21 protein-coding genes and 2 pseudogenes are annotated in these 24,130 nt (G+C 57.8%); 9 read left to right on the plus strand and 14 right to left on the minus strand.

The genetic code is table 11. The features are described 5' to 3' along the window. Window positions 1-234 precede the first annotated feature (234 nt). Window positions 235-1,167 (plus strand): hypothetical protein, encoded by a 933-nt coding sequence (locus ALO64_RS26380; protein ID WP_044321394.1) that lies wholly within the window; start codon window positions 235-237, stop codon window positions 1,165-1,167. 84 nt (window positions 1,168-1,251) lie between these two features. On the opposite strand, the gene ALO64_RS15910 is transcribed toward ALO64_RS26380, so the two are convergent. Then, window positions 1,252-2,361, minus strand: a complete 1,110-nt coding sequence (locus ALO64_RS15910) for an OpgC domain-containing protein (RefSeq protein ID WP_044344442.1) — start codon at window positions 2,359-2,361, stop codon at window positions 1,252-1,254. A 294-nt stretch (window positions 2,362-2,655) separates the two neighbouring features. Here ALO64_RS15910 and ALO64_RS15915 point away from each other — a divergent pair, with 294 nt between their 5' ends. From ALO64_RS15915 to ALO64_RS15925, 3 genes are all read left to right on the plus strand, one after another. Next, window positions 2,656-2,937 (plus strand): type B 50S ribosomal protein L31, encoded by a 282-nt coding sequence (locus ALO64_RS15915; RefSeq protein ID WP_002554875.1) that lies wholly within the window; start codon window positions 2,656-2,658, stop codon window positions 2,935-2,937. Between the two features lie 151 nt (window positions 2,938-3,088). Beyond that, window positions 3,089-4,180 carry a D-alanine--D-alanine ligase gene (ddlA, locus tag ALO64_RS15920; RefSeq protein ID WP_044344443.1) on the plus strand — a complete coding sequence of 364 codons (1,092 nt, stop codon included), beginning with the start codon at window positions 3,089-3,091 and terminating at the stop codon, window positions 4,178-4,180. After that, window positions 4,177-4,587, plus strand: coding sequence for an NUDIX hydrolase (locus tag ALO64_RS15925; protein WP_044344444.1), 411 nt, complete (start codon window positions 4,177-4,179; stop codon window positions 4,585-4,587). Before ddlA ends, ALO64_RS15925 begins: the two co-directional genes overlap by 4 nt. Before the next feature lie 38 nt (window positions 4,588-4,625). Here ALO64_RS15925 and metR read toward each other — a convergent pair whose 3' ends face one another. Continuing rightward, the gene (gene metR / locus ALO64_RS15930) at window positions 4,626-5,543 is read right to left on the minus strand and encodes a transcriptional regulator MetR (RefSeq protein ID WP_002554872.1); all 918 of its coding nucleotides are present in this window, start codon (window positions 5,541-5,543) and stop codon (window positions 4,626-4,628) included. 106 nt (window positions 5,544-5,649) lie between these two features. On the opposite strand from metR, the gene ALO64_RS15935 reads away from it, so the two are divergent. From ALO64_RS15935 to ALO64_RS15945, 3 genes are all read left to right on the plus strand, one after another. Beyond that, window positions 5,650-6,384 carry a 5-methyltetrahydropteroyltriglutamate--homocysteine methyltransferase gene (locus ALO64_RS15935; protein WP_044344445.1) on the plus strand — a complete coding sequence of 245 codons (735 nt, stop codon included), beginning with the start codon at window positions 5,650-5,652 and terminating at the stop codon, window positions 6,382-6,384. A 123-nt stretch (window positions 6,385-6,507) separates the two neighbouring features. Continuing rightward, window positions 6,508-7,500, plus strand: coding sequence for an alpha/beta fold hydrolase (locus tag ALO64_RS15940; RefSeq protein ID WP_082303421.1), 993 nt, complete (start codon window positions 6,508-6,510; stop codon window positions 7,498-7,500). 81 nt (window positions 7,501-7,581) lie between these two features. Then, the gene (locus ALO64_RS15945; protein ID WP_044344446.1) at window positions 7,582-8,220 is read left to right on the plus strand and encodes a DsbA family oxidoreductase; all 639 of its coding nucleotides are present in this window, start codon (window positions 7,582-7,584) and stop codon (window positions 8,218-8,220) included. A 131-nt stretch (window positions 8,221-8,351) separates the two neighbouring features. Here ALO64_RS15945 and aauR read toward each other — a convergent pair. The 10 genes and pseudogenes from aauR to ALO64_RS15995 form a co-directional block, all read right to left on the minus strand. Beyond that, window positions 8,352-9,625 (minus strand): annotated as a pseudogene (gene aauR, locus ALO64_RS15950) (two-component response regulator AauR). Window positions 9,626-9,689: 64 nt separating this feature from the next. After that, a complete protein-coding gene (gene aauS, locus ALO64_RS15955; protein ID WP_054991754.1) occupies window positions 9,690-11,621 on the minus strand; it encodes a two-component sensor histidine kinase AauS in 1,932 nt (643 codons plus the stop codon). A 55-nt stretch (window positions 11,622-11,676) separates the two neighbouring features. After that, complete coding sequence (locus ALO64_RS15960) at window positions 11,677-12,411, minus strand: amino acid ABC transporter ATP-binding protein (RefSeq protein ID WP_002554866.1); 735 nt, start codon at window positions 12,409-12,411, stop codon at window positions 11,677-11,679. Then, window positions 12,408-13,078 (minus strand): annotated as a pseudogene (locus ALO64_RS15965) (amino acid ABC transporter permease). Before ALO64_RS15965 ends, ALO64_RS15960 begins: the two are co-directional and overlap by 4 nt. After that, window positions 13,075-13,821: an amino acid ABC transporter permease gene (locus ALO64_RS15970; protein ID WP_005732232.1), complete on the minus strand. Its 747-nt coding sequence runs from the start codon at window positions 13,819-13,821 to the stop codon at window positions 13,075-13,077. The pseudogene ALO64_RS15965 and the gene ALO64_RS15970 overlap by 4 nt, the downstream one beginning before the upstream one ends. A 130-nt stretch (window positions 13,822-13,951) precedes the next feature. Further along, a complete protein-coding gene (locus tag ALO64_RS15975; protein WP_044344448.1) occupies window positions 13,952-14,866 on the minus strand; it encodes a glutamate/aspartate ABC transporter substrate-binding protein in 915 nt (304 codons plus the stop codon). A gap of 347 nt (window positions 14,867-15,213) precedes the next feature. After that, complete coding sequence (gene glpD / locus ALO64_RS15980; protein WP_002554862.1) at window positions 15,214-16,752, minus strand: glycerol-3-phosphate dehydrogenase; 1,539 nt, start codon at window positions 16,750-16,752, stop codon at window positions 15,214-15,216. Between the two features lie 421 nt (window positions 16,753-17,173). Next, entirely contained in the window at window positions 17,174-17,929 is a 756-nt protein-coding gene (locus tag ALO64_RS15985) for a DeoR/GlpR family transcriptional regulator (RefSeq protein WP_003363617.1), read from the minus strand. A gap of 99 nt (window positions 17,930-18,028) precedes the next feature. Next, complete coding sequence (gene glpK / locus ALO64_RS15990; RefSeq protein ID WP_044344449.1) at window positions 18,029-19,534, minus strand: glycerol kinase GlpK; 1,506 nt, start codon at window positions 19,532-19,534, stop codon at window positions 18,029-18,031. 60 nt (window positions 19,535-19,594) lie between these two features. Beyond that, a complete protein-coding gene (locus ALO64_RS15995; protein WP_005732236.1) occupies window positions 19,595-20,452 on the minus strand; it encodes an MIP/aquaporin family protein in 858 nt (285 codons plus the stop codon). A 340-nt stretch (window positions 20,453-20,792) separates the two neighbouring features. On the opposite strand from ALO64_RS15995, the gene ybaK reads away from it, so the two are divergent. Next, window positions 20,793-21,263, plus strand: coding sequence for a Cys-tRNA(Pro) deacylase (ybaK, locus tag ALO64_RS16000; protein WP_004658186.1), 471 nt, complete (start codon window positions 20,793-20,795; stop codon window positions 21,261-21,263). Between the two features lie 8 nt (window positions 21,264-21,271). Here the strand turns inward: ybaK and ALO64_RS16005 are convergent, their stop codons facing one another. Together ALO64_RS16005 and argF are read right to left on the minus strand one after the other, a co-directional pair. After that, entirely contained in the window at window positions 21,272-22,345 is a 1,074-nt protein-coding gene (locus ALO64_RS16005; RefSeq protein WP_002554856.1) for an ABC transporter ATP-binding protein, read from the minus strand. After that, window positions 22,342-23,262: an ornithine carbamoyltransferase gene (gene argF / locus ALO64_RS16010; RefSeq protein ID WP_044344450.1), complete on the minus strand. Its 921-nt coding sequence runs from the start codon at window positions 23,260-23,262 to the stop codon at window positions 22,342-22,344. The genes ALO64_RS16005 and argF overlap by 4 nt, the downstream gene beginning before the upstream one ends. Window positions 23,263-23,711: 449 nt before the next feature. Between argF and ALO64_RS16015 the strand changes: the two genes are divergently transcribed. After that, a complete protein-coding gene (locus ALO64_RS16015; RefSeq protein ID WP_002554854.1) occupies window positions 23,712-24,005 on the plus strand; it encodes a hypothetical protein in 294 nt (97 codons plus the stop codon). The last annotated feature ends 125 nt before the right edge of the window (window positions 24,006-24,130 follow it).

Consider the following 24,130-nt stretch of genomic DNA (forward strand, 5'->3'; position numbering starts at 1 on the left):
TGTCTACACCCTCTTAGGGCCGATATTCATTGTGCACCTGATTTTCTGTAGTCAATTTACTAACGGCACGAACAGGGAAAACTTGCGCTGAGAAGAGTGTAGGAATATTCCCAGGTTGCTGGGGTGGCAATTGTTTTGTAGGAAGTTTCTTTATTTTTCGTTTTGCTATTGACCTTGAGGTTGGATTTCTATGGCGTCCTGTTTTAGTTGTTTTATTAATATTAGGAGCGTCACATGAATAATCTCAAGGCAGCAAAGATTTTGGCATTTTCGTTGTTGGCATGCGCTTTACACCCGCAAGCGATAGCACACGAAGTGGGGCGGAATATTTTAAATGAGCAGGCAAGTGAGGCGGAAGTTTTAGAGGGATCTGGCGAGGTTAGAACGGAAGAGGCTGTAGAACCTAAATTTACTGAGCTGCCTGACAAATTTAATATTATCAAGGATTCATTGGTAAGCGCAGCGGACAGCCACTATTACGGCTTCACAGCATTGCGCGGGCAAAAGGTTTTGATTCAAGGGCATCTGTCCGGATCTGCTCAGTTGGAAATTCACGATGGCGCTAAATGGAATATGCTCGCCAGTGGTCAGAAAATGGTGCTCTCTTCTTTGACTCTTGGGCAGGATGTAATTGTTCGGGTGTCTCATAACGAGTCCAGTACTTTTGTACAAGGTTCTACCTATGGCCTGATACTGGGTTCATTTCCAAAGGTCACCTATGCTCGCCTGCGAGATCAGCCATATGGTATGTCAAGAATACCTCCGGATGCGTCTACCCTGGGGCCGTTATCTGCTCAAGGAATAAGCAACGTTGTTCTGGAGATCGATATGACTGATTCGACAGGGACGCCCCTGGAAGGGGGCATTGCGTCATACTCAATTGATCTGCCGAAGTCCGATAAGTCCCGTCCCACTGGCCTTGTGAAGACTGACGCATCCGGTAAAGTCCGCACAGTGGTAGATATTGGCCGCTGCGTCGGTGGTAACGATGCGGATGTTTTTGCAGAGAAAGACAGATGGACACATATTTGGCGCACCCAATATTTTGAAGGTAGTTGGGTGGTGGATAATCCTTATGCTTTAAATACTGGCCTTGACACACCTCATCCTGATAAAGGGCAAGTCGGACATATCTGTCATCAGAGACTGATCAAAAGTACCCCGTAAGTAAATGTGTAAAGAAGACTGGCAAATGCGTTTTTCCAGTCTTTGCATTTGCAATGCTCCTTCCTTTACACCGCTATGGCGGCCTTATCTCCCCAGCCGCTTATTCAACTCCAGCCCATTGGCCATCAACATCATCAAGCCCAGCCCGACAATCGCGGTAGTCACCTGCATAGGCCATGTATCACCTGCCAGTGCATTTGCCATGTCTGCCAGTGGCGCGAGCAATACGCCCAGGCAGAATACTTCCAGCGAATAATGGCCCATGCGGCAGGTCTGGCGGGCGGGCCAGTTTTCGAGCCAGGCGCTTGAGGTTGGCAGCAGTCGGGCGACGACGTAGACCAGTGCAAGGAAGTGCAGCAGGCGCGCGGGTGCCAGGTCGGTTTTGCTGATGGGGTACAGGGCGTCGAGGTGCAGGGTCGAGACCAGTGCGCTGTGCAGGCCGGACCATTTTTCGCTGAAGGTCAGCATTCCGGCGATCAACACGTAGATGACGGCCATCAGGAACAGCGGTTGTCGGCGCAACGGAGAGTGTACGGCGGGTGTGGCTGTTTCGCTGCGCAATGCACAGGCACCGCCGAGAATGAACAGCAACTGCCAGGCCACCGGGTTGAAGTACCACACGCCACCGCCTTCATAGGCACGCAGGTTCCAGCCGAACAACGGCACCATCAGGTACAGGGCAATCGACAGGCCGACCGCCAGTTCCAGTTTGCGCAGCATCAATGGCAAGGTCAGCGGCAAGGTCAGCAACAGCACGATATACAGCGGCAACGGGTCGGTCAGGTTGGGCTTGAAACGCAGCAACAGTTCATCGGCCAATGTCTGTTGCGGGTTGCCGACGAAGTATTCAAGGCCCATCTGCTGGACCATGTCGCGCGTCTCGACATGATTGTTGGCGACGAAGACGATGCCCATCAGCAGGGTCAGCAGAAAGATATGCACCACATACAGCACCCAGGTGCGGCGCAGGATCCGCACGCCAGCCACCAGCATGCCGTCGCGCCGGGCGATGCGTCCATAGGCCAGGATCGATGCGTAACCGGCAAGAAAGACAAAGATTTCCGCTGCGTCGCTGAAGCCGAAGTTGCGGACGGTCAACTGCGCGAGCGGGTTGTCCGGCACGTGATCCCAGAATATGAAGATCAGCGCCAGGCCGCGAAAGAAGTCGATTCGATGATCGCGTCCGTTAGTCATAACGGTGGACTCTTGAAAGTGCTAATGAGTAAAGATCGGCCACAGAGGCTCAGGTTCCAAGCCAGCGACCAGTGACGTTCGGCGGCGCGGCAGGGTGCCGTTAATTCGGCCCGATTGCAAAAGCACGCTATTACAGAATGTCTCTGGCGCGCTGGTTCTGGCGGTTTCAGGACGACAGTTGCTGCACGCGCGCGTTCGATCAAGCTCGCCAATGATAGCAATCAACAGCAATCATTCTCATCTTCTGTTATGTTACTGTATAACGATTGCAGTCAACTCACTGGAGAGCTAATCATGAAACCCGACATCCATCCCGCTTACCGTACTGTGCTGTTCCACGATACCGCTGCCGACGTCTACTTCCTGATCGGCTCGACCGTAGACACAGACCGTACGCAGCAGCACACCGACGGCAACACCTATCCTTATGTCGCGCTAGACGTGTCCAGCGCCTCGCACCCGATGTATACCGGGCAGCAGCGCAAGACCACCAACGAGGGCCGGATCGCGGGTTTCAACAAGCGTTTCGCCACCTTCGGCTCTGGCGGCAAGAAAGAAACCGCAGCGGCTCAATGAGCTGTCTGACCTCCCGGTGATGGGCATTTCGCATGGATTGCCCACCACCGGTTTTTTTTTGCCTGAATTCCAGGCGTATGGCCAATCATCTGCTGGACTAACAGCCAACATTGCTTTTATCTTCGCGGCCTGAAAAACAGGAGTAACCGCTTTGAAAAAGTCAGTCGCCATCGTTTTCGGTGGGCAATCCAGCGAGCATGAGGTTTCGTTGCAGTCGGCACGCAACGTGATCAATGCGATTGATCGTGAACGCTATGCGCTGACCCTGATCGGCGTCGACAAGCTGGGCCGCTGGTTGCGCTTCGACGAGGGCGACTACCTGCTCAATGCCAATGATCCTGCGCGGATCAAACTGAGCGCATCCGGCAAGCAGTTGTCGCTGTTGCCTGGCAGCACTGGTGGCCAGTTTGTCGAGGTCGAGACAGGCAAGCCACTGGCAGCCATTGACGTGGTATTTCCGCTGATCCACGGCGCGTTTGGTGAGGACGGTGCGTTGCAAGGTGTGCTGCGCATGCTGGCCGTTCCGTTTGTCGGCGCTGACGTACTCGCCTCGGCGGCGTGTATGGACAAAGACGTGACCAAGCGTCTGCTGCGCGATGCAGGCATTGCTGTCGCGCCGTTCATGGTGCTCAGCCGTGGGGAAACCCTGTCGTTCGCCGATGCAGCCACGCAGTTGGGCCTGCCGATGTTCGTCAAGCCGGCCAATCAAGGCTCGTCGGTGGGCGTCAGCAAAGTGTCTGACGAGGCCGGCTTCGTGGCTGCACTGGCATTGGGTTTCGAATTTGACCACAAGCTGCTGATCGAGCAGGGCATCGTCGGCCGGGAAGTGGAGTGCGCGGTACTGGGTAACTTCGATGCGCAGGTCAGTGTCTGTGGCGAAGTGATTGCCAACGATGAGTTCTACGCCTACGACACCAAGTACCTGAATGGTGATCAGGCGCGCATCGCGATACCCGCCGAGTTTCCTGCCGATCTGAGTGATCAGGTGCGTGAAGTCGCGTTGCAGGCTTACAAGGTGCTGGGTTGCGCAGGGCTTTCGCGGGTCGATTTCTTCGTTACCGACACGCGTGACATCATCATCAATGAGGTCAACACGCTGCCTGGCTTCACCTCCATCAGCATGTACCCCAAGCTCTGGCAGGCCAGCGGTCTGACCTACGCCGAACTGATCCATCGCCTGATCGTGCTGGCCCTTGAGCGCGCTGATCAGGCACGTTTGCTGAAAACGGAAATCTTTGCATGAAGATAATCCGCATCGCGGCGGCGCTGCTGATCGGCACAGACGGCCGGACCCTGCTGGTGCGCAAGCGCGGCACTCAGGCATTCATGCAACCGGGCGGCAAGATCGAACCTGGCGAACCGGCACCGCGGGCGCTGGCCAGGGAGCTTGAAGAAGAACTCGGGCTGATCATCGATCCGCAGCAGGCGCTGTTTCTCGGCGAGTTCGTTGCACCGGCTGTCAATGAGCCAGGTTTTGAGGTGTGTTGTCAGCTTTACGAGGTCAGATCTGATGCCCAGGTTCTGCCCGCCGCCGAGATCGAAGAAGTACTCTGGGTCGGCGCAGACAGTCTTGCGGATGTGCATCTGGCTCCGCTGACACGCGACCTGATCCTGCCGTTGTACCGCCAGCGGCAAACCCGAGCGAACTGAACCCGTGTCGTCCTGTGCCTTGGCGCAGGACGACAGTGTCAGCGAACCACACTCACCCCGTCCAGCGTTGAAAACGAGGTGTCCTTGGCGGTCAGCAGGAAATCGCGCATGTACGGTGCGTCGAGCATGTCGGCGCGAATACCAGCATACAGCGTTGCGAACAGTCCTTTCTCACCCAGGCGCTTGGCCTTCACATAGCCGCGTGAGCTGTATTCATGCAGCGCCCAGTGCGGCATGCCACAGACCCCGCGTCCGCTGGCGACCAGTTGCATCATCATCACCGTCAATTCCGAGGTTCGTACCTGTGCAGGCTCGATATCGGCGGGCTCCAGAAAACGGGTAAAGATGTCCAGTCGGTCGCGCTCCACCGGGTAGGTGATCAGCGTTTCGCTGAGCAGGTCTTCTGGAACAATGTACGGCCGGCCCGCCAGCGCGTGTTGATTGGCCACCGCCAGCATCGCTTCATAGGTGAACAGCGGCACGTAGGTGATGCCGGGCAATTCCAGCGGGTCGGACGTCACCACCAGGTCCAGGTCACCACGCGCCAGCGCGGGCAATGGTGCAAACGAGAAGCCGGAAGACAGGTCCAGTTCGACCTCGGGCCAGGCATCGCGGAACTGGTCGATGGTCGGCATCAGCCATTGAAAACAGCTGTGGCATTCGATTGCCATGTGCAGCCTTCCCGCGGTGCCGCCTGCCAGACGGGCGATGTCACGCTCGGCACTGCGCAGTTGCGGCAGCATGGAATCGGCCAATTGCAGCAGGCGCAGACCGGCGCTGGTAAACCGTACCGGTTTGGTCTTGCGCACAAACAGCGGCATGCCCATGCGCTCTTCCAGTTCCTTGAACTGATGGGACAGCGCCGACTGCGTCAGATGCAGGCGTTCGGCGGCCTCCACAAGGCTGTCGGCCTCGCGCAGGGCGTGCAGGGTTTTGAGGTGGCGTATTTCAAGCACCGTCAGTGCTCCATGAGCAGTATTTGTGATCAACACGAAAAAAATGAGGTTGTCTCATGTTGTGTCAGCTGTCGACAATAGACCAGTCTTTTATGGAGGACGCATCGTGGCCCTGACTCAACACCCTGACTATTTTCACATTGGCGCAGACCGTGAATTGCAGCACGCTCTGCAGGCTTTCTGGAAACAGGATCAGGGTGTTGCGACAACTGACGCCGAACTGCGCAGCTGGTTGATGGCGCGTTACCCGCAGCAGGTGCCACACCTGAAACGCGACCAGCGTTTTCAGCCTGATTGGGCACCGCTGCTGGCGAGCGTCGCTGAAGCGTGCGAACAAGGCCGCAAGCCCGCATTGATCGGTCCTCTGACACTGCTCTGGCTAAGTGACGTTCAGGGTGACCAGGTAGATCGCCTCGACCTGCTGGAGCATCTGCTGCAGGTGTATGGCGAGATCTTCGGGCGTCTGGCGGCGCGCGGTGTCGAGTGGATTCAGATCGACGAACCGATCCTGGCGCTCGACCTGCCGCTGGCATGGAGCAACGCCTTCGAACGTGCCTATCACATTCTTCAGTATTCGCCGTTGAAGAAGCTCATTGGTCTTTATCACGGTGACCTGCGGCCCAACCTGGGTATCGCGGCCTTGTTGCCGGTTGCAGGGTTGCATCTGGACAGCGTGACCGAACCGGAGCTGCTGGCTCCGGTGTTTGATCGTCTGCCGGTTTACAAGGTCCTGTCCTTGGGCGAGTGCGACACGCATTCGGGCTGGCACCAGGAGTCACTCCTCGAAGCGCGCGCCCGTTTTGGAAAAAACCTGATGGTGGCGGATCAGTTCGCCGCGTAACGCAACACCCGACTAACGACCACTCAGCGCCATTCATCAAACTGTCACGCAAGTGTGGCAGCGCGCTTGGCGAAACATCATCAGACTCGCGGCCTACTGGGGATCTGTTTTTTGGTGTTTTTCATGCGGGTTTTAATTTTTCTGGCCGCGCTTCTGTGCGGCTTGCCGTCTTTTGCGGCCGATCGTTGTGATGGCGATGTTCCTGTACAGCATGCTGACCTTAAAGAGGTACGAATTGCCTATCAAAGCATCGGCAGTGAATCCGACCCTGCCTTGCTGTTGGTAATGGGCCTTGGCGGGCAATTGATTCATTGGCCGGACGAGGTTGTGGTTGCACTGTGTCAGCAGGGCTACCGGGTGATTCGCTACGACAATCGCGACGTCGGTCTGTCTACCTGGGTGCAGCAGCCAGCCGAGGCCAACCTGACCTTTGAAGTGCTGCGCTACAAGCTGGGCCTGCCGGTCTCTGCGCCGTATTCGCTGACCGATATGGCCGATGATGCCTTGGGCCTGATGGACGCCTTGCAGATTCGCCAGTTTCACGTTCTTGGCGCGAGCATGGGCGGCATGATTGCCCAGCACCTGGCCGATCTGGCCCCGTCGCGGGTCGAAAGCCTGACGCTGATCATGACCAGCTCCGGTGCGCAGGGCTTGCCGATGCCCAGTGCGGCGTTGATGCAACTGCTGGCGCGGCGCGGCGCGCCCAACCGGGAAATGGCCATCGAGCAGCAGGCCGATCTGCTTGCAGCGCTGGGCAGCCCGCAGGTCAAGGATGATCGCCAGCAATTGCTGCATCAGGCTGCGGTGTCCTACGACCGGGCCTTCAATCCCGAGGGCGTCAAGCGTCAGATCATGGCGATTCTGGCCGAGCCGAGCCGGGTGGAGTTGCTGAACCGTCTGCGCCTGCCGGTTCTGGTGGTGCATGGCACGGCTGATCCATTGTTGCCGGTCATGCATGGTGTGCACGTGGCCGCGCATATTCAGGGCAGCCAGTTGCGCCTGATTCCGGGGCTGGCGCACCGTTTTCAGGAAGCCTTCAAGGCACCGTTGCTCGGGGCGGTGCTGCCGTACCTGAAAGCCCAGCATGAAGACGGTCGCAGCCTTGCCCAACTGTAAACCCTGCCCGGTTGTCAGGCACTGACAGAGGTGTATCGTATGGCCCTTGCTTATTGAATCTGCTGACTGAAAAGGGCCGACATGACGACTGCACTGAAGATCGATTTCATCTCCGATGTTTCCTGCCCCTGGTGTGTCATCGGCCTGCGCGCGCTGGATCAGGCGCTGGGTGATGAAGTGCAAGCGCACATCCACTTCCAGCCTTTCGAGTTGAACCCGAACATGCCTGCCGAAGGGCAGGACATCAAAGAGCACATCGCCGAAAAATATGGCTCTACGCCAGAACAGATCGAAAGCATTCACGAGACGATTCGTGAGCGCGGTGCCGAGCTGGGCTTCACCTTTGCCAAGGGCGAGCGACGTATCTACAACACGTTCGATGCTCATCGCCTGTTGCACTGGGCCGAACAACAAGGCAAGCAGTACGCATTGAAGCAGGCGCTGTTCGAAGCCTATTTCAGTGACCTGAAAGACCCGTCCAGCCACCAGACTCTGGCAGACGTAGCGCAGAAGGTCGGCCTGGACCGTTTGCGTGCTCAGGCCATCCTCGACAGCGGCGAGTACACCGCAGAGGTCCGCGAAGCCGAGCAACTCTGGACATCCCGCGGTATCACCTCCGTGCCGACCATGGTCTTCAACGACCAGTACGCGGTATCGGGCGGGCAGCCGGTTGAAGTGTTCGTCAGCGCGATCCGGCAGATGCTCAGCGAGTCGAAGTAACGCACTGCCTGTGCAGGATCGGTGTCGTGCGGACGCCTATCGTTCCGCACGCTCCAGCGTGGGAATGCAGTGGGTGACGCTCTGCGTCACAGATCTGCGCGACACCGCACACTCAAGAGCGGACGCAGTGCTCAAAGCCCGTATTTCTTGACCTTGTCGAACAAGGTGGTCTTGGCCATGCCCAGTTCCTGACTGGCCTGGCTGAGGTTGCCACCGCTGCGTTGCAGGGCCTCGCTGAGCAGGGATCGTTCGAAGGCCTCAACCGCTTCGGCAAACCCCAGGCTTTGATTTTCACTGACCGTGCCTGCCTGTTTGAACGCCGGCAGACCCAAGGCAAACCGCTCGGCTACGTTGCGCAGCTCCCTCACGTTACCCGGCCAGTCGTGGCTCATCAGGCTTGAACTGGTCTGTCTGTCCAGCGTCGGCGGCTCACGGTCGAAGCGCAATGACGACAACTGCAGGAAGTGTTCGAACAGTTGCAGAATGTCTTCGCGGCGCTCACGCAATGGCGGTAGCTCCAGCGTGACGACGTTCAGACGGTAATACAGGTCGCTGCGGAACTGACTGGTCTTGCTCAGTGCATTGAGGTCGGATTTGGTCGCCGCAATGCCCCGGCAATCCACTGCAACACTTTGGTTCGAACCAAGCCGCTCCAGAGTTCGTTCCTGGAGGACGCGCAACAGTTTGATCTGCAGGTTGACCGGCATGCTTTCCACTTCATCGAGAAACAGCGTGCCATTGTGGGCGTGTTCGATCTTGCCGATGCGCCGCTTGCCCGCGCCGGTAAATGCATTGGCTTCGTGACCGAAAATTTCCGACTCGAACAGGCTTTCTGCCAGCCCGCCGCAATTGAGTGCCACGAACTGACTGTCCTTGCGTCGGCTGAAGTCGTGCAGGCAGCGCGCGACTAGCTCCTTGCCGGTGCCGGTCTCGCCTTCGATCAGCACATTGGCCGACGTATCGGCGACGTTGGTAATCAATGCGCGCAGGTTTTGCATGGCGGGGGAGCGGCCGATGATCCGGCCTTCCAGCGAATCGCGTTCGGCAAGTTGCTTGCGCAACGCCCAGACTTCACGGGCCAGCCCGCGCTGCTCCAGCGCGCGCCGGGTGACGTCGACCAGACGCTCGGGAGAAAAGGGTTTCTCCATGAAATCGTAAGCACCATCGCGCATTGCGTTGACGGCCATGGTGATGTCGCCGTGGCCGGTGATCAGCACCACCGGCAGGTGCTGTCACGCGCCTTGAGGCGGCTCAATAATTCCAGCCCGTCGATACCCGGCAAACGAATGTCGCTGATGACGATACCGGCAAAATTGTCACCGATGCGCTTGAGGGCGTCTTCGGCGCTTGATACGCCTTCGCTGGCAATGTCTTCCAGCGCCAGCGCCTGCTGGCAGCCGAGCAACACATGCGGGTCGTCTTCGACGATCAGCACGGTCAGGTCGCTGTTGATGCTCATGGGTGTCGTCTCATGTCAGTCCACTTGGGCCGGGGCCGCTCGGGCGATTGTCGGTCGGGGCATCGGGGACAAATGGCAGGCTCAGGACAAATGTTGTGCCGCCGTCACCTGGGTGCTCTGCGCTCAGGCTGCCCCCGATTGCGGCGGCGAGGCTCGCCGACAGGGTCAGGCCCAGTCCCAGGCCTTGTTCGCCGGGTTTGGTGGTGAAGAAAGGTTCGAACAGGTGCTTGCGGGTTTCGGTATCGATGCCGTGCCCGTTATCACGTACCCGCAAGCGATAACGCCCGTCTTCAATTGACCCGGTGAGCCACAACTCGGGCGCTGGCTGGTTGAACATGGCGTCCAGCGCATTGCCGATCAGATTGACCAGGATCTGTTCCAGGCGGGTCTGGTCGATGCTCAGGGTGGCGTCGACGAAGTCTCGGTGTAACGTCAGGCCAGACTGCTCCAGGCGTACGCCCAGCAACTGCGCCGCCGCCTCGACGGCCTTGCTCAGTTGCGCCTGGCCCTGATCGTCGCCGCGTCGGGCGAATGCGCGCAGGCTGGCGGTAATGCGGCCCATGCGGTCGACCAGATCATTGATGGTGCGCAGGTTGGCACTGGCGGTGTCCAGCGCGCCTCGCTCAAGAAAACGCACGGTATTGCCGGACAAGGTGCGCAATGCCGCCAGAGGCTGGTTCAATTCATGAGCGATGCTGGTCGACATCTGGCCGATGGCCGCCAGCTTGCCAGCTTGCACCAACTCGTCCTGGGCTCTGCGCAGGGCGTCTTCAGCCTGTCTTCGTTCGCGAATCTGCGCCTTGAGGCGTTCGTTGCTGGCTCGCAGGTGTTCGGTACGCTCGGCGATCTTGCGTTCCAGCTCATTGTTCGCAGCCTGCAGCGCCTCTCTGGCCGCCAGTCGGGTCGAGATCACCTTGCGCCGCTCGTTCCAGGCAATCAGCAGAAAGGTCACTAGCGCGCAGGCCACAGCTACCAGCATGCCCTGATTGGCCGCTTCACGGCGTAGGTCTTCCAGTGGCGTAAGCAGTGTCAGGTGCCAGGCGGTATCGCTCAGCGGACGGCTCTGGGCCAGATAACTGACCTGCTTGTGTTCCCGATCGACACTGACGTTGGCCGGGAAAACAAGCTTTTCGACGCCTTCGGAGAGGGTTTCCCGCTCCAGTGGCACCAGTTCGTTAAGCGGCCACCAGTAATATTGCAGGCTACGGGCCAGGCGTTCCTTGACCTGCGGGGTGAGCGGTCGTACTGACTTCAGGCGCCGAGCCGGGTCGCTCGAGAGGATGATGATGCCGTTCTCGTCGCTGACAAACGCCTCCAGGCGCGCACGCTGCCAGCGTTCTTCCAGTGCTTCAAGGCGTACTTTGATCACGGCGACGCCGATGATCCGGCCTTTGTCTTCCAACCCGTGGGCCAGGTAGTAACCCGATTCGCCCGTGGTGGTGCCAATCCCGTAAAAACGGCCGGGCAGGCCGCGCACGGCGTCCTGAAAGTAGGCGCGGAAGGACAGGTCTTCACCCTGATAACTGTCGGAATCACGCCAGTTGCTGGTGGCCAGCACCCGACCGGTGGTGTCCATCACATAAATGGCACGGCTGCGGCTGCGTCGATTCATCCCTTCCAGATAGCGGTTGACCTGCTGCTGAAGCTCGGGACTCGGCTCGTTGAGCAACTGCGACACGCTGGATTCAAGCTCCAGCACGCTGGGTAAATAGGTGTATTTGCTGATTTCACTCTCGACCGTGCGGGCATGCAGCTCCAGCTGGCGCTCACCGGTCTCGCGCAGGCTCTTGATACCGCTGTGTTCGCTGATCAGGTAGGCGATATAGCCCAGTCCGATCATCAGCATGAGGATCAGCGGCGGTAAAAACAGTTGGCGTATCAGACGAGGTTTCACGGCGAGTGATGGCGGCGCGGCGCGATACAGAGTGGGGTCGCATTTCATCACAGTCGTCCTGAACCGAACAGCTGCCCGCGAATGCGCAGGCAGCCGGCATTACCTAGTGCTGGAGAATCTTGGCGAGAAATTGCTGAGCGCGTTCCGAGCGTGCGCTGACGTCACCGAAAAACTCTTCTTTTTCGCAGTCTTCGACAATCTGTCCCTTGTCCATGAAAATCACCCGATTGGCGACCTTGCGAGCGAAGCCCATTTCGTGGGTCACGCACATCATGGTCATGCCTTCGTGCGCCAGTTGCACCATCACGTCGAGCACTTCGTTGACCATTTCGGGGTCCAGCGCAGACGTCGGTTCGTCAAACAGCATGACCACCGGGTCCATCGCCAGGGCGCGAGCGATGGCAACACGCTGTTGCTGACCACCGGAAAGCTGCCCGGGATGCTTGTGCGCATGCTCGGACAGGCCGACGCGGTCCAGCAATTTCAGGCCTTTTTCGGTCGCTTCGGCCTTGCTGCGACCCAGTACCTTGATCTGCGCGATGGTCAGGTTTTCGACAATGCTCAGGTGCGGGAACAGTTCGAAGTGCTGAAACACCATGCCGACCCGCGAGCGCAGTTTTGGCAGATTGGTCTTCGAGTCGGAAATCGATGTGCCGTCGACGACAATGTCGCCTTTTTGAAACGGTTCCAGCGCATTCACGCATTTGATCAGGGTCGACTTGCCGGAACCGGAGGGCCCGCACACCACAACCACTTCACCTTTGCTGACCTCGGTGCTGCAATCGGTCAGCACCTGGAAGTCGCCATACCATTTGTTGACGTTTTTGATGGAAATCATACGGCAAACCTTTTTTGCAGACGCTTCACCAGCAGCGAGGCGGCAAAGCTGATCGTGAAGTACACCAGACCGGCAATGATCAGGAACTCGTTGGCGCGCCCGATAATGTCGCCACTGGAGCGCGATGCATTGAGAAAGTCCACAAGGCCCACGGTGTACACCAGAGAGGTGTCCTGGAACAGAATGATGCTCTGTTGCAGCAACAGCGGCGTCATCTTGCGAAACGCCTGGGGCAGGATGATCAGTCGCATCATCTGCGAGTAATTCATGCCCAGCGCCTGGGCTGCGCCCATCTGTCCTTTGGAAATCGACTGCACGCCGACACGGACGATTTCGCAGAAGTACGCGGCTTCGAACATCATGAAGGCCACGACACAGGAAGCGAAGGCCCCGATGGGCGTGTCTTCACCGGTAATCCAGCGCAACACGAATGGCACTGCGAGGTATAGAACCAGGTGATCACCAGCAGCAGCGGGATCGAACGGAAGTAGTTCACGTAAGCGCCAGCCACATTGGCCAGCAGCTTGTTTGATGACAGGCGCATCAACGCCAGCAAAGTGCCAAGCACCAGGCCGCCGACAACACCCATTGCCATCAGCTTGAGGGTCATGACCATGCCGTTCCACAGGCCGGGAATGGCCGGAACGATTCCAGTGAAGTCCATTATTTGCCCCCCAGCGAGATGAGTCCGGGTACAGCGACTTTCTTCTCGATCATGCGCATCAGCAGCATCAGGCTCATGTTCAGCGTGAAGTAGATGAGGGTTGCGAGCGTAAAGGCTTCAAACAGGTTGGCGGAAAACTCGGCGGTCTGTTTGGTCTGCGCGAGCAGCTCCATCAGGCCGATCAGTGATGCTACCGACGAGTTCTTGAACACGTTCAGGAATTCGGAAGTGAGCGGTGGAATGATGATCCGGTAAGCCTGTGGCAACAGCACGTTCCAGTAGATCTGCGGCAGCTTGAAGCCCATTGCACGCGCGGCCGATTCCTGGCCCTTTGGCAGTGCTTCAATGCCGGTACGCACCTGTTCGCAGACCCGTGCAGCGGTAAACAGACCCAGGCAGACCACCACGCTCAGGAACGCGGAGGTAGTCGGGTTGAGGTCCTGCTTGTACCACTCCTGCAGGTTTTCCGGCAGCAGGTCGGGCACCAGAAAGTACCAGATGAACAGCTGCACCAGCAGTGGCACATTACGGAAAATTTCCACGTATACCGTGGCAATACCCGATACCAGACGGCTTGGTACGGTGCGCATGACGCCCAGTACCGAACCCAGTATCAGGGCAATGATCCAGGCAGCGACAGCAATGGCGATGGTCCAGCCCAGGCCGGATATGAACCAGTCCAGATAGGTCTCGCTGCCGACGCCGGTGGACTTGAAGAACACGCCCCAGTCCCAGTTGTAATTCATCAGGGTCTCCCCCTATTTTTCTATTTATATCGAGATGCACGCACTGTCGGACTTCGAGAGTGAGGAGCCGGTCCCGAACAGGTTTTGCCTGCCCGGGATGCGATCAGTTCAGGCTGGCTGAACCGGTTGCTCAGGCTTTCTTGTCTTCTGCGGCCTTGTCGGTCGGGTTCTGAATCAGTTCCTTGAGCTTGTCGCTCATCGGGAAATTCAAATTCAGCCCTTTAGGCGGGACGGGGGACATGAACCACTTGCTGTAGATGGCATTGATGTCGCCAGACTTGTAGGTGGCAACAATGGCGTCATCCACTGCCTTCTTGAACGGAGCATCGCCCTTGCGGACCATGCAGCCGTAGATTTCGTAGGATTGCGCAGTACCGGTCACTGCCCAGTCATCCGGCTTCTTGGCCTTGGCCATCTCGCCGGCCAGCAGCGCGTCGTCCATCATGAATGCGACCGCACGGCCAGACTCAAGCATCTGGAAGGATTCGCCGTGGTCCTTGGCCGAGATCACGTTCATGCCCATCTGCTTGTCGGCGTTCATCGCCTTGAGGATGCGCTCGGACGTTGTGCCCGCGGTGGTCACTACGTTCTTGCCTTTCAGGTCATCGAAGTCCTTGTAGCTGGAGTCTTTTTTCGACAGCAGGCGCGTGCCGACTTCGAAGATGCCGATGGAGAAGTCGACCTGCTGCTGACGCTCGACATTGTTGGTGGTCGAACCACATTCAACGTCGACGGTGCCGTTCTGAACCAGCGGAATACGGGTCTGAGACGTTACCAGGTTGTACTTGACCTTGAGGTCAGGCATGTCGAGGTCTTTCTTGATGGCTTCGACGATTTTCAGCTGGATGTCATGCGAGTAGCCCATCGGTACGCCAGAAGCGTCTGCGATGTAGGAAAACGGAATGGACGCGTCACGGTGGCCCAGCGTGATGGTGCCGGATTCCTTGATTTTCTTCAGGGTGCCGGTAAGTTCGGCGGCGAAAATCGGGGTGCTGATCAGAACGGCAGTGATTGTTACGCCCAACAGGTGGGGAACGATGCGCATTGATGAATCCTTGATTTCATTTTTATTGATGGGGCCGCAATGGGAGGCAGCCCGCTTCTTGGCGAATGCTTCAACGGCGTCCTGATCCAGACACACGCCCTGTCGAAACGCTCGGTTCAGAGTGTATAGCATGAATCGTGCCAAGCAGCTTGAATCAATCAAGGCTATGAATTTAAAAGATTTTATTCGTGATTGAACGCGACGCCCGGAATCGAAGCGTCCGGGAAGCCGAATCAGGCAGAGCGAAATGTTCGGAAAACCGAATGCAACCGGGTATTCAGGGGAGGGCGGTGCAGAGGAACAAACCTGTTCGCCGCGCGATGGGCGAACAGGTGGTATGCGAGCTATCAGGCAGCCTCGATAGCGGCCTTGTTGCGCACAACGGTTTCCAGATAGCTGCGCACAGCGGCCTGTTCTTCAGGCGTGGTGAACAAGCCAAGCTTGGTACGGCGCCACAGGATGTCTTCGATGCTGGTAGCCCATTCCTGGTCGCACAGGTAATCGACCTCTCGGGTGTACAGACCTGCACCCAGATGCTGGCCGAGGTCTTCCAGACCTTGCGCGCCTTCCAGCAAACGCCAGCTGCGGCTGCCGTAGGTAATCGCCCAGCGTTTGGCGATAGGCGCGGGCAGCCAACTGAAGCGGCGAGTCATTTCTGCTGCCAGGGCTTCTGGCGTGGTCATGTCTTCGCCGCCTGGCAGTGCTGCCTTGGCCGTCCAGCTCGGTTTCATCTGCTTGAAGAACGGTGCCAATTGCGTCATCGCCGATTCGGCCAGTTTGCGGTAGGTGGTCAGCTTGCCGCCGAACACCGACAGAATTGGCGCCTCGTCCGCGCCGCCTGACAACGAAAGCGTGTAATCACGGGTAATGGCAGACGGATTATCGGACTCGTCGTTGCACAGCGGGCGCACGCCAGAGAATGTGTGGAGCACGTCTGCGCGACTCAACTGTTTCTTGAAGTGGTCGTTGGCCACTTTCAGCACGTAATCCATCTCGCCTTCGGTGATGTCCACCTTGTTCGGATCGCCCTGATACTCACGGTCGGTGGTGCCGACGATGGTGAAGTGCTCCAGGTACGGAATCGTGAACACGATGCGCTTGTCTTCGTTCTGCAGAATGAACGCGTGCTCACCCTCGTACAGTTTCGGCACGATCAGGTGGCTGCCTTGAATCAGGCGGATGCCGTAAGCCGAATCGAGCTTGAGGTCTTCACGGATGAACTTGGCCACCCACGGGCCTGCCGCATTGACCAATGCCTTGGCGTGGATCGAGAACAGGCTGCCATCGCTGCGTTCCAGGTGCAGGTGCCACATGCCCTTGATACGGCGGGCGCTGACACAGCGAGTCTGAGTATGAATGTGCGCGCCGTTTTCACGCGCGGCCATGGCGTTGAGCACCACCAGACGAGCGTCGTCGACCCAGCAATCGGAGTATTCGAAGCCACGGGTGATGCTCGAGTTGAGCGGGCTGTCCGCACCAAAACGAATGGTTTTCGAAGCGGGCAGCTTTTCGCGCTTGCCGAGGTTGTCATACAGGAACATGCCGGCACGAATCATCCACGCTGGACGCAGGTGCGGGCGGTGAGGCAAGACAAAACGCATGGGTTTGACGATGTGCGGCGCTTTGGCAAGCAGCACTTCGCGCTCTGCGAGCGCCTCGCGGACCAGACGGAATTCGTAGTGCTCAAGATAGCGCAGGCCGCCATGAATCAGCTTGCTGCTGGCCGAGGACGTGTGGCTGGCCAGGTCGTCCTTCTCGCAAAGAAAAACCGACAGGCCGCGACCGGAGGCATCCGCCGCAATACCGACACCATTGATGCCACCGCCAATAACGGCGATGTCGTAAACCTCGGAGAGGGGTTGGGTTGGCACGGTAGTGTGGGGCATTGGTGGCCTCCTGGACAATTCGTGAGCAAAGCTCGAAAGGCGAATCTGAACATTAATGTTCATATTCGAAAATAATAGCTCAATAAAATTGCCCTTGCCAGCACGTATCGATTGAAAATACTGATGGTGGAGTCAGGAAAAGAACAAAAATGAACATTGTAGGGCGGGATGTTATGCGCGGGATGATCGTATTTTCTTATGCTTTTCGTTCTGCACGTGCCAGCCTAGACACCTCTCGTGTCTCAGGCTCCAGCGGGAATGCAGATCGCGACGCTCTGGCCGCACGAGGACGCAGAGCGTCCAGAAAGGCATGCGACGCNNCGCTCTGCGTCACACATCTGCGCCGCGCCCCCTGTTCAGGATAGGGCGCAGAGTGTCCAGAACGGCATGTGTAATCGCGGAAACCACTCGTTCCTGACAATCACACTACTTCCAGACGAATTTTGTGCTGATTCAGCAACTGCTGCAGCGCGGGCACAGGGGGCTGGTCGGTTACCAGGCAGTCGATGAGGGTGATTGGCCCCAAGCGGACCATCGCATTGCGCCCGAACTTGCTGGAGTCAGCCGCCAGCAGCACTTTGCGTGCGTTGGCGATGATCGCCTGGGAAACCCGTACTTCCTGATAATCGAAATCCAGCAGGCTGCCGTCTTCATCAATACCGCTGATGCCGACCAGGGCGAAGTCCACCTTGAACTGGGTAATGAAGTCGATACTGCCCTGGCCCACGACGCCGCCGTCACGACGCACATTGCCGCCAGCTATCAGGACCTCGAAATCATCCTTGGTACTGAGGATCGATGCCACATGCAGGTTATTGGTGATGATCTTCAGGTTGTTGTGGTTGAGCAGGGCGCGGGCGATGGATTCGGTGGTGGTGCCGATATTGATGAACAACGAGGCGTTGTCCGGGATCTGCGCGGCGATGGCCTCGGCTATCCGTTGTTTTTCGTCGCGCATCTGATCCGCACGCATGGCGTAGGCGGTGTTTTCGATGCTGGAGTCATAGGCCGCGCCGCCGTGGTAGCGACGCAGCAGATTCATTTCCGCCAGTTGATTGATATCACGGCGGATGGTTTGTGGGGTCACGACGAACAGCGTCGCCATTTCCTCAATGCTGACGTAACCACGGTCACGGACCAGTTCGAGGATCTGTTGTTGGCGGGGAGGCAGGTTCATTGTTTTTCCTTGAGCGCCCTCTGCAAATGGCGCCCATCATGCCGCAGGCAAGTGTGACCTGTCAGCCGGAATCCTGTCCCCTCCGCACAACAGCGGGTATCACTCTTCGTTTTCGTGCGGTTCCCAGTCACGGGTCCGCGCGACGGCTTTTTGCCAGCCCGCGTAGAGTTTCTCGCGGTGGGCCTCTTCGCAGGAAGGTTCGAACACGCGCTCGATCACCGCCTTGTTGCGCAACTCGTCCAGGCTGCTCCAGAACCCGATCGCCAGACCGGCCAGGAACGCGGCGCCCAAGGCTGTTGTTTCACGCATTTGCGGGCGTTCAACGTGGGTGCCGAGAATGTCCGCCTGGAACTGCATCAGGAAGTTGTTGGCTACCGCACCGCCATCTACACGCAGTGACTTGAGGCGTTCGCCGGAGTCCTGCTGCATCGCATCAAGTACGTCGCGGGTCTGATAAGCGATGGATTCCAGCGCTGCACGGATGATGTGATCAACCTTCACGCCACGGGTCAGGCCGAACAGTGCGCCTCGTGCATACGGGTCCCAGTAGGGCGCACCCAGACCGGTGAACGCGGGCACCAGATACACGCCGTTGCTGTCCTTGACCTTGCTGGCAAAGTATTCGGTGTCCAGCGCGTCGTTGATGAGTTTGAGTTCGTCGCGCAGCCACTGCACGGTCGAGCCACCGTTGAACACGGCACCTTCCAGTGCGTAAGCCACTTCACCGCGAGGCCCGCAGCCAATGGTAGTCAGCATGCCATGCGCCGATTTCACCGCTTTCTTGCCGGTGTTCATCAGCAGGAAGCAGCCGGTGCCGTAGGTGTTCTTGGCCTGGCCGGGTTCGACACACATTTGGCCGAACAGCGCCGCCTGTTGGTCGCCTGCGATACCGGCAATCGGGATGCCGCTCTTGCTGTGGCCGTAGACCTCGGAGGAGCCTTTGACTTCTGGCAGGATCTCACGCGGGATATCCAGCACATCGAGCATGCGCTGATCCCATTCCAGCGTATGGATGTTGAACAGCATGGTCCGCGAGGCGTTGGTGTAGTCGGTGACGTGAACCTTGCCGCCGGTGAGTTTCCAGATGAGCCAGGTATCGATGGTGCCGAACATCAGCTCGCCTTTGCGGGCGCGCTCGCGGCTGCCTTCGACGTTGTCCAGAATCCACTTGACCTTGGAGCCAGAGAAGTACGGGTCAATCACCAGACCTGTGGTGTCCTTGATGTACTCCTCAAGACCGTCGCGCTTGAGCTGCTGGCAGATCTCGGTGCTGCGGCGGCACTGCCAGACGATTGCGTTGTAGATCGGGCGGCCGGTGTCGCGCTCCCAGATGACCGTGGTTTCACGCTGGTTGGTGATACCGATGGCGGCGATCTGGTTATGGTGCAGATCAGCCTGCGCCAGCGCCTTGGTCATGCACGCAGTCTGAGTGGCGAAGATTTCCATCGGGTCATGCTCGACCCAGCCTGCCTGCGGATAGTGCTGTACGAATTCGCTTTGGGCAGTGCTCACCACGTTGGCATCGCGGTCGAAAATAATGGCGCGCGAGCTGGTGGTGCCCTGGTCAAGAGCAATGATGTAGTTCTTGTTCTGTGTGTCAGTCATGTCGATTGCCTTGCATTGTTGGGTGGGATTCAGTTGGGTGAGATTCAAATTGAGTGAAATTCAAGATGAAGCCTGAACTTTGCCGCGGACCACTGGAGCATTTTTTTCGTTTTCAACAGGATCGGCGCTCGGCAGATGACGCGCAATCAGCGCGCGATAGCCAGCAGCACCAAGGCAGGCACCCAGGATGGGCGCAAAAATCGGAACCAGGAAATAAGGAATGTCACGACCACCGGTGAAGGCTATTTCACCCCAGCCAGCGAAGAACGTCATCAGCTTTGGACCGAAGTCGCGCGCCGGGTTCATGGCAAAACCGGTCAGCGGGCCCATCGAGCTGCCGATCACGGCCACCAGCAGGCCTATCAGCAAGGGTGCCAGCGGGCCGCGCGGCAAACCGTTGCTGTCATCACCCAGAGCCATGATGACGCCCATCAGAATAGTGGTGATGACCACTTCGACCAGAAATGCCTGCCCCACGGAAATGGCAGGGTTTGGATAGGTCGAGAACACCGACGCCAGTTCAAGGCTCTGTTCGCTGCCGCGAATGATGTGGTGCGCATGTTCGAAGTCGAAAAAAAGACTGATGTACAACAGGTATACCAAGCCAGCTCCGCAGAACGCGCCTGCGATTTGCGCCGAGATATAAAAAGGCAATTTGCGTTTTTCGAAACCGGCAAACAGACTCAGCGCGATGCTGACGGCCGGGTTGAGGTGGGCACCTGAAATACCGGCGCTGAGGTAGATCCCCATGCTGACGGCCATGCCCCAGATGATGCAGATTTCCCACAAGCCGAAAGTGGCTCCCGCGACCTTGAGCGCAGCAACGCATCCTGTGCCGAAAAAAATCATCAGGGCTGTGCCAAGAAATTCAGCTACACATTGCCCGGTGAGTGTCGGTTGTTTTAGTGCGATGGTCATGGATACCTCATTTTTGTTTTTGTCTCGGCACCCTGAGACAGGCGTGGGTGCTCGTTATTCGTGCGTATCAGAAAAACCCCATTTCTGATCGCTGGTGCGAGTTATACCGAAAAACCGCTTTCGATAATATTCGTAAACGAAAAAATATAGACAAGAAACAACGCTGTCAAAGGTCGGAACCGAACGGTCATGGAGTGGATACGAGCCCGCACAGCCGCTTTATACCGGGATTTTATGGCTGTTACCAAAAAGCCATCAGTGTTGCAGGTGGCGTGAATCAAGGCATGTTCACTTTACTTGGCTTAAAGTGGCAGGCAGTCGGAAGCCTAAGGAGCGTTGCATGACCCCTGCACTGGATTTACTGAAAAAACTTCGCGCCGAACATCGTATCCACAGTTACGAACACGATCCCAAAGCAGCGTCATATGGGCTGGAAGCAGCGGAAAAGCTGGGGCTGGAGCCCGCGCGGGTTTTCAAGACATTGTTGGCCAGTACCGAAAAGGGCGAGTTACTGGTCGCCGTAGTGCCGGTCGTCGGAACGCTTGATCTGAAGGCTCTGGCACAGGCCGCCGGGGCGAAAAAAACCGAAATGGCTGACCCCGCGGCGGCGCAGCGCTCAACGGGCTACCTGTTGGGTGGCATCAGCCCACTGGGCCAGAAGAAGCGCTTGCGTACGTTCATTGACGACACAGCGCAGGGTTTTGAGAGTATTTACGTCAGCGCCGGGAGGAGGGGGCTGGAGGTTGAGCTTTCAGCAGCCGTGCTGGCCGAGCATACGCAGGCTCGGTTCGCACCGATTGGCAGGGAATAAGCTGGGGCTCAGTGATTGACCGTATGCGCCGCGACGCTGCCTGGCGCTGCAAACAGCACCAGATGGTCAGCTGCCACCCGAATACCGACTTCCTCGCCCTGGCTGTGATCGGCATGACTGGGGAAAATGGCTTCAAGTTGGCTGCCGGTAGACAGCTGCAGGCGATACAGCGTCGATGCGCCCTGAAATGTTCGACCGATTACCCGCGCTTTCAGGTCGCTTTGCGGCGCGTAGACGATATCGTCAGGTCGCAGCAAGACATCCACGGCGCTGCCGCTGACGCCCGGATATGCCCGGTTGCCACGCAGAACACCCAGTTCGGTGCGCACCGATTCGGGGTCTATCATCTGCCCGCGAATGAAATACCCCTGTCCAATGAAGCTGGCAACAAAGGGTGTGCGAGGTTCGTGATACAGGTTGTAAGGCGTATCCCACTGCTCCAGGCGACCCTCCTTGAATACGCCGACATGATCGCTGACCGCAAAAGCCTCTTCCTGATCATGGGTCACCAGAATGGCACTGGTGCCACGCGCCTTGAGAATATCGCGCACCTCATGGCTCAGACGTCTACGCAACTCGCCATCCAGGTTGGAGAAGGGTTCATCGAGCAACAACAGTTGTGGCTCCGGTGCCAGCGCCCTGGCCAGGGCCACTCGTTGCTGCTGCCCACCGGACAACTCGTGAGGGTAGCGTTTGCCCAGGGCGCCGAGGTTGACCAGTTCAAGCAACTCGGCGACTACCTGATCCAGCCGCGGGTGGTTGCGAATGCCGAATGCGATGTTCTCGGCGACGCTCAGGTGCGGGAACAGCGCGTAATCCTGAAACACCATGCCGATGCGACGCTTCTCCGGTGCCAGAGTCCAGCCCGGACGGGAAATGACTTCGCCCGCCAGGGTTATCTCCCCTGCATGTATCGGCTCGAAACCGGCAATCGCACGCAGTGTGGTGGTCTTGCCGCAGCCCGATGATCCCAGCAGGCAGCCGATATCGCCCGCGTTAAGGTGCAGATTCAACTCCTGCACCACGCGCTGATTCTGATAGCCGCACGCCAGATTGCGCAGGTTCAGCAGCAAATGGCTCATGCGCGCTGATGAGACGGCGCGACGAGAAACTCCAGCAACGCTTTCTGCGCGTGCAGGCGATTTTCAGCTTGATCCCACGCGACCGAACGCGAATCATCCAGCAGATATACACTGATTTCTTCGCCACGGTGGGCAGGCAGACAGTGCATGAACAGTACGTCCTTGTCGGCCAGGTCGAGCAAGGCGCGCGTTACCTGAAACGGTGCGAACAACGCCATGCGCCGAGCGGTTTCCTCTTCCTGACCCATGGAGGTCCACACGTCGGTGCTGACCAGGTGTGCACCGGCGACCGCTGCTTTCGGGTCGCGAACAATGGTCACTCGCTCACCGGCCAGCGCCAGGAACTCGGGGTTCGGCTCGTAACCGGCAGGGCAGGCCACGCGCAACTGGAAGTCGAACTGAATGGCCGCTTCTATATAGCTATTGCACATGTTGTTGCCATCGCCGATCCAGGCGACGGTCTTGCCTTTGATCGAGCCGCGATGCTCCAGAAAGGTTTGCATGTCGGCCAGCAACTGGCATGGGTGCAGGTCATCCGACAGACCATTGATAACCGGAACGCGGGAATTGGCGGCGAATTCGGTCAGATTACTGTGCGCGTAGGTACGGATCATTACCGCATCGAGCATGCGTGACATCACTTTTGCGCTGTCGGCAATTGGCTCGCCACGGCCCAATTGGGTGTCGCGATGGGACAAAAAGATGGCCTGGCCACCCAACTGAATCATCCCTGCTTCAAAAGAAAGACGGGTACGTGTCGAGGATTTCTCGAAAATCATCCCCAATACCCGGTTCTTCAGCGGCTCAAAAAGCTCACCGCGATTTCGCAGGTCTTTGAGCTCTACGCCACGACGGATCAAGCCCAGGAGTTCATCTGGGGTGTAATCCATCATCGAGAGAAAGTGCCTGGCGTTCATGATTAACTACCTTTTTTGCAACAGACCGCAGGTTATCAAAGCCGGTTTTTATCGGGAAAACGGGCGAGACCTGCGGCGGAAGCCGCACGAGGCGACGAATAAGAAAGGCGCGATAGTATAAAAAAATGTCGCGTCTTACCAATAGCATGCTGTTTTCTGAACACCTATGTCACTGGCGCTCCCTTTCAGGGGGCACTGTTATTCTTTGTTGACGAGTTAAAAACTGGCTAAGCTGATGAGGCCAATAGCCATCTCTGCTTTTTCCGAAGGCAGCATTTGTACACTGCTCAAATAGCGCTTGGCAATTAGTACCAATCCTGCAACAGTCCGGGTTTGCGCGGGTGCGCTTAATGCGACCCGCTTCACGGGCTGGAAACAAGGACCGTTTCTTTAATGCCGGGCGTAGGTTATAAATCGTTGCCGATACATTACTGATCGAGGGGTGGGGAATGGACTCAAAAGAGCGTCAACTAACGGAGTTACTCGGGCTGACCGCCCGCACGCTTACCCATCTGACCGCCTCAATGACCTCGATGTCCTTTGAGTTGCTGCGCAGCGAGGACGAAGTCACGCGTAATGCGGGGCGGCGCATGATTGATCGCATGGCGACCATCAGCTCAGGGCTCGACGAGCACTGGCGCCTGATCGGTGACCTGACCGGTGTTCACCTGGCTCAGGAGCAGGTCGAAACCGTCACTGAAATCCAGCTGCAGCGCAAGGTCGTCACGCCTATCGGCGGCTGATACGGTCTACTCATCGGCGCGCCTGATGCTCCCCGATTCACATGACAAACGTCAGTGGCGCGGGGTATTGGCAGCGGCCATAGTGCTTGTCAGGCAATCAACCGGATTGCCACGACAAGATCTGA

This window comes from Pseudomonas meliae (genome assembly GCF_001400515.1).
Lineage (GTDB): Bacteria > Pseudomonadota > Gammaproteobacteria > Pseudomonadales > Pseudomonadaceae > Aquipseudomonas > Aquipseudomonas amygdali.

What these genes read in the sequence shown, in the direction of transcription:
- ALO64_RS15975 (WP_044344448.1), bottom strand. Translation starts at nt 14,866, where the DNA reads ATGCGCATCGTTCCCCACCTGTTGGGCGTAACAATCACTGCCGTTCTG.
- ALO64_RS15970 (WP_005732232.1), bottom strand. Translation starts at nt 13,821, where the DNA reads ATGAATTACAACTGGGACTGGGGCGTGTTCTTCAAGTCCACCGGCGTC.
- glpD (WP_002554862.1), bottom strand. Translation starts at nt 16,752, where the DNA reads ATGCCCCACACTACCGTGCCAACCCAACCCCTCTCCGAGGTTTACGAC.
- ybaK (WP_004658186.1), top strand. Translation starts at nt 20,793, where the DNA reads ATGACCCCTGCACTGGATTTACTGAAAAAACTTCGCGCCGAACATCGT.
- ALO64_RS15960 (WP_002554866.1), bottom strand. Translation starts at nt 12,411, where the DNA reads ATGATTTCCATCAAAAACGTCAACAAATGGTATGGCGACTTCCAGGTG.
- ALO64_RS26380 (WP_044321394.1), top strand. Translation starts at nt 235, where the DNA reads ATGAATAATCTCAAGGCAGCAAAGATTTTGGCATTTTCGTTGTTGGCA.
- glpK (WP_044344449.1), bottom strand. Translation starts at nt 19,534, where the DNA reads ATGACTGACACACAGAACAAGAACTACATCATTGCTCTTGACCAGGGC.
- argF (WP_044344450.1), bottom strand. Translation starts at nt 23,262, where the DNA reads ATGAACGCCAGGCACTTTCTCTCGATGATGGATTACACCCCAGATGAA.
- ALO64_RS15985 (WP_003363617.1), bottom strand. Translation starts at nt 17,929, where the DNA reads ATGAACCTGCCTCCCCGCCAACAACAGATCCTCGAACTGGTCCGTGAC.
- ALO64_RS15915 (WP_002554875.1), top strand. Translation starts at nt 2,656, where the DNA reads ATGAAACCCGACATCCATCCCGCTTACCGTACTGTGCTGTTCCACGAT.
- ALO64_RS16015 (WP_002554854.1), top strand. Translation starts at nt 23,712, where the DNA reads ATGGACTCAAAAGAGCGTCAACTAACGGAGTTACTCGGGCTGACCGCC.
- ALO64_RS15925 (WP_044344444.1), top strand. Translation starts at nt 4,177, where the DNA reads ATGAAGATAATCCGCATCGCGGCGGCGCTGCTGATCGGCACAGACGGC.
- ALO64_RS15995 (WP_005732236.1), bottom strand. Translation starts at nt 20,452, where the DNA reads ATGACCATCGCACTAAAACAACCGACACTCACCGGGCAATGTGTAGCT.
- ALO64_RS16005 (WP_002554856.1), bottom strand. Translation starts at nt 22,345, where the DNA reads ATGAGCCATTTGCTGCTGAACCTGCGCAATCTGGCGTGCGGCTATCAG.
- aauS (WP_054991754.1), bottom strand. Translation starts at nt 11,621, where the DNA reads ATGAAATGCGACCCCACTCTGTATCGCGCCGCGCCGCCATCACTCGCC.
- ALO64_RS15945 (WP_044344446.1), top strand. Translation starts at nt 7,582, where the DNA reads ATGACGACTGCACTGAAGATCGATTTCATCTCCGATGTTTCCTGCCCC.
- ALO64_RS15910 (WP_044344442.1), bottom strand. Translation starts at nt 2,361, where the DNA reads ATGACTAACGGACGCGATCATCGAATCGACTTCTTTCGCGGCCTGGCG.
- ALO64_RS15940 (WP_082303421.1), top strand. Translation starts at nt 6,508, where the DNA reads ATGCGGGTTTTAATTTTTCTGGCCGCGCTTCTGTGCGGCTTGCCGTCT.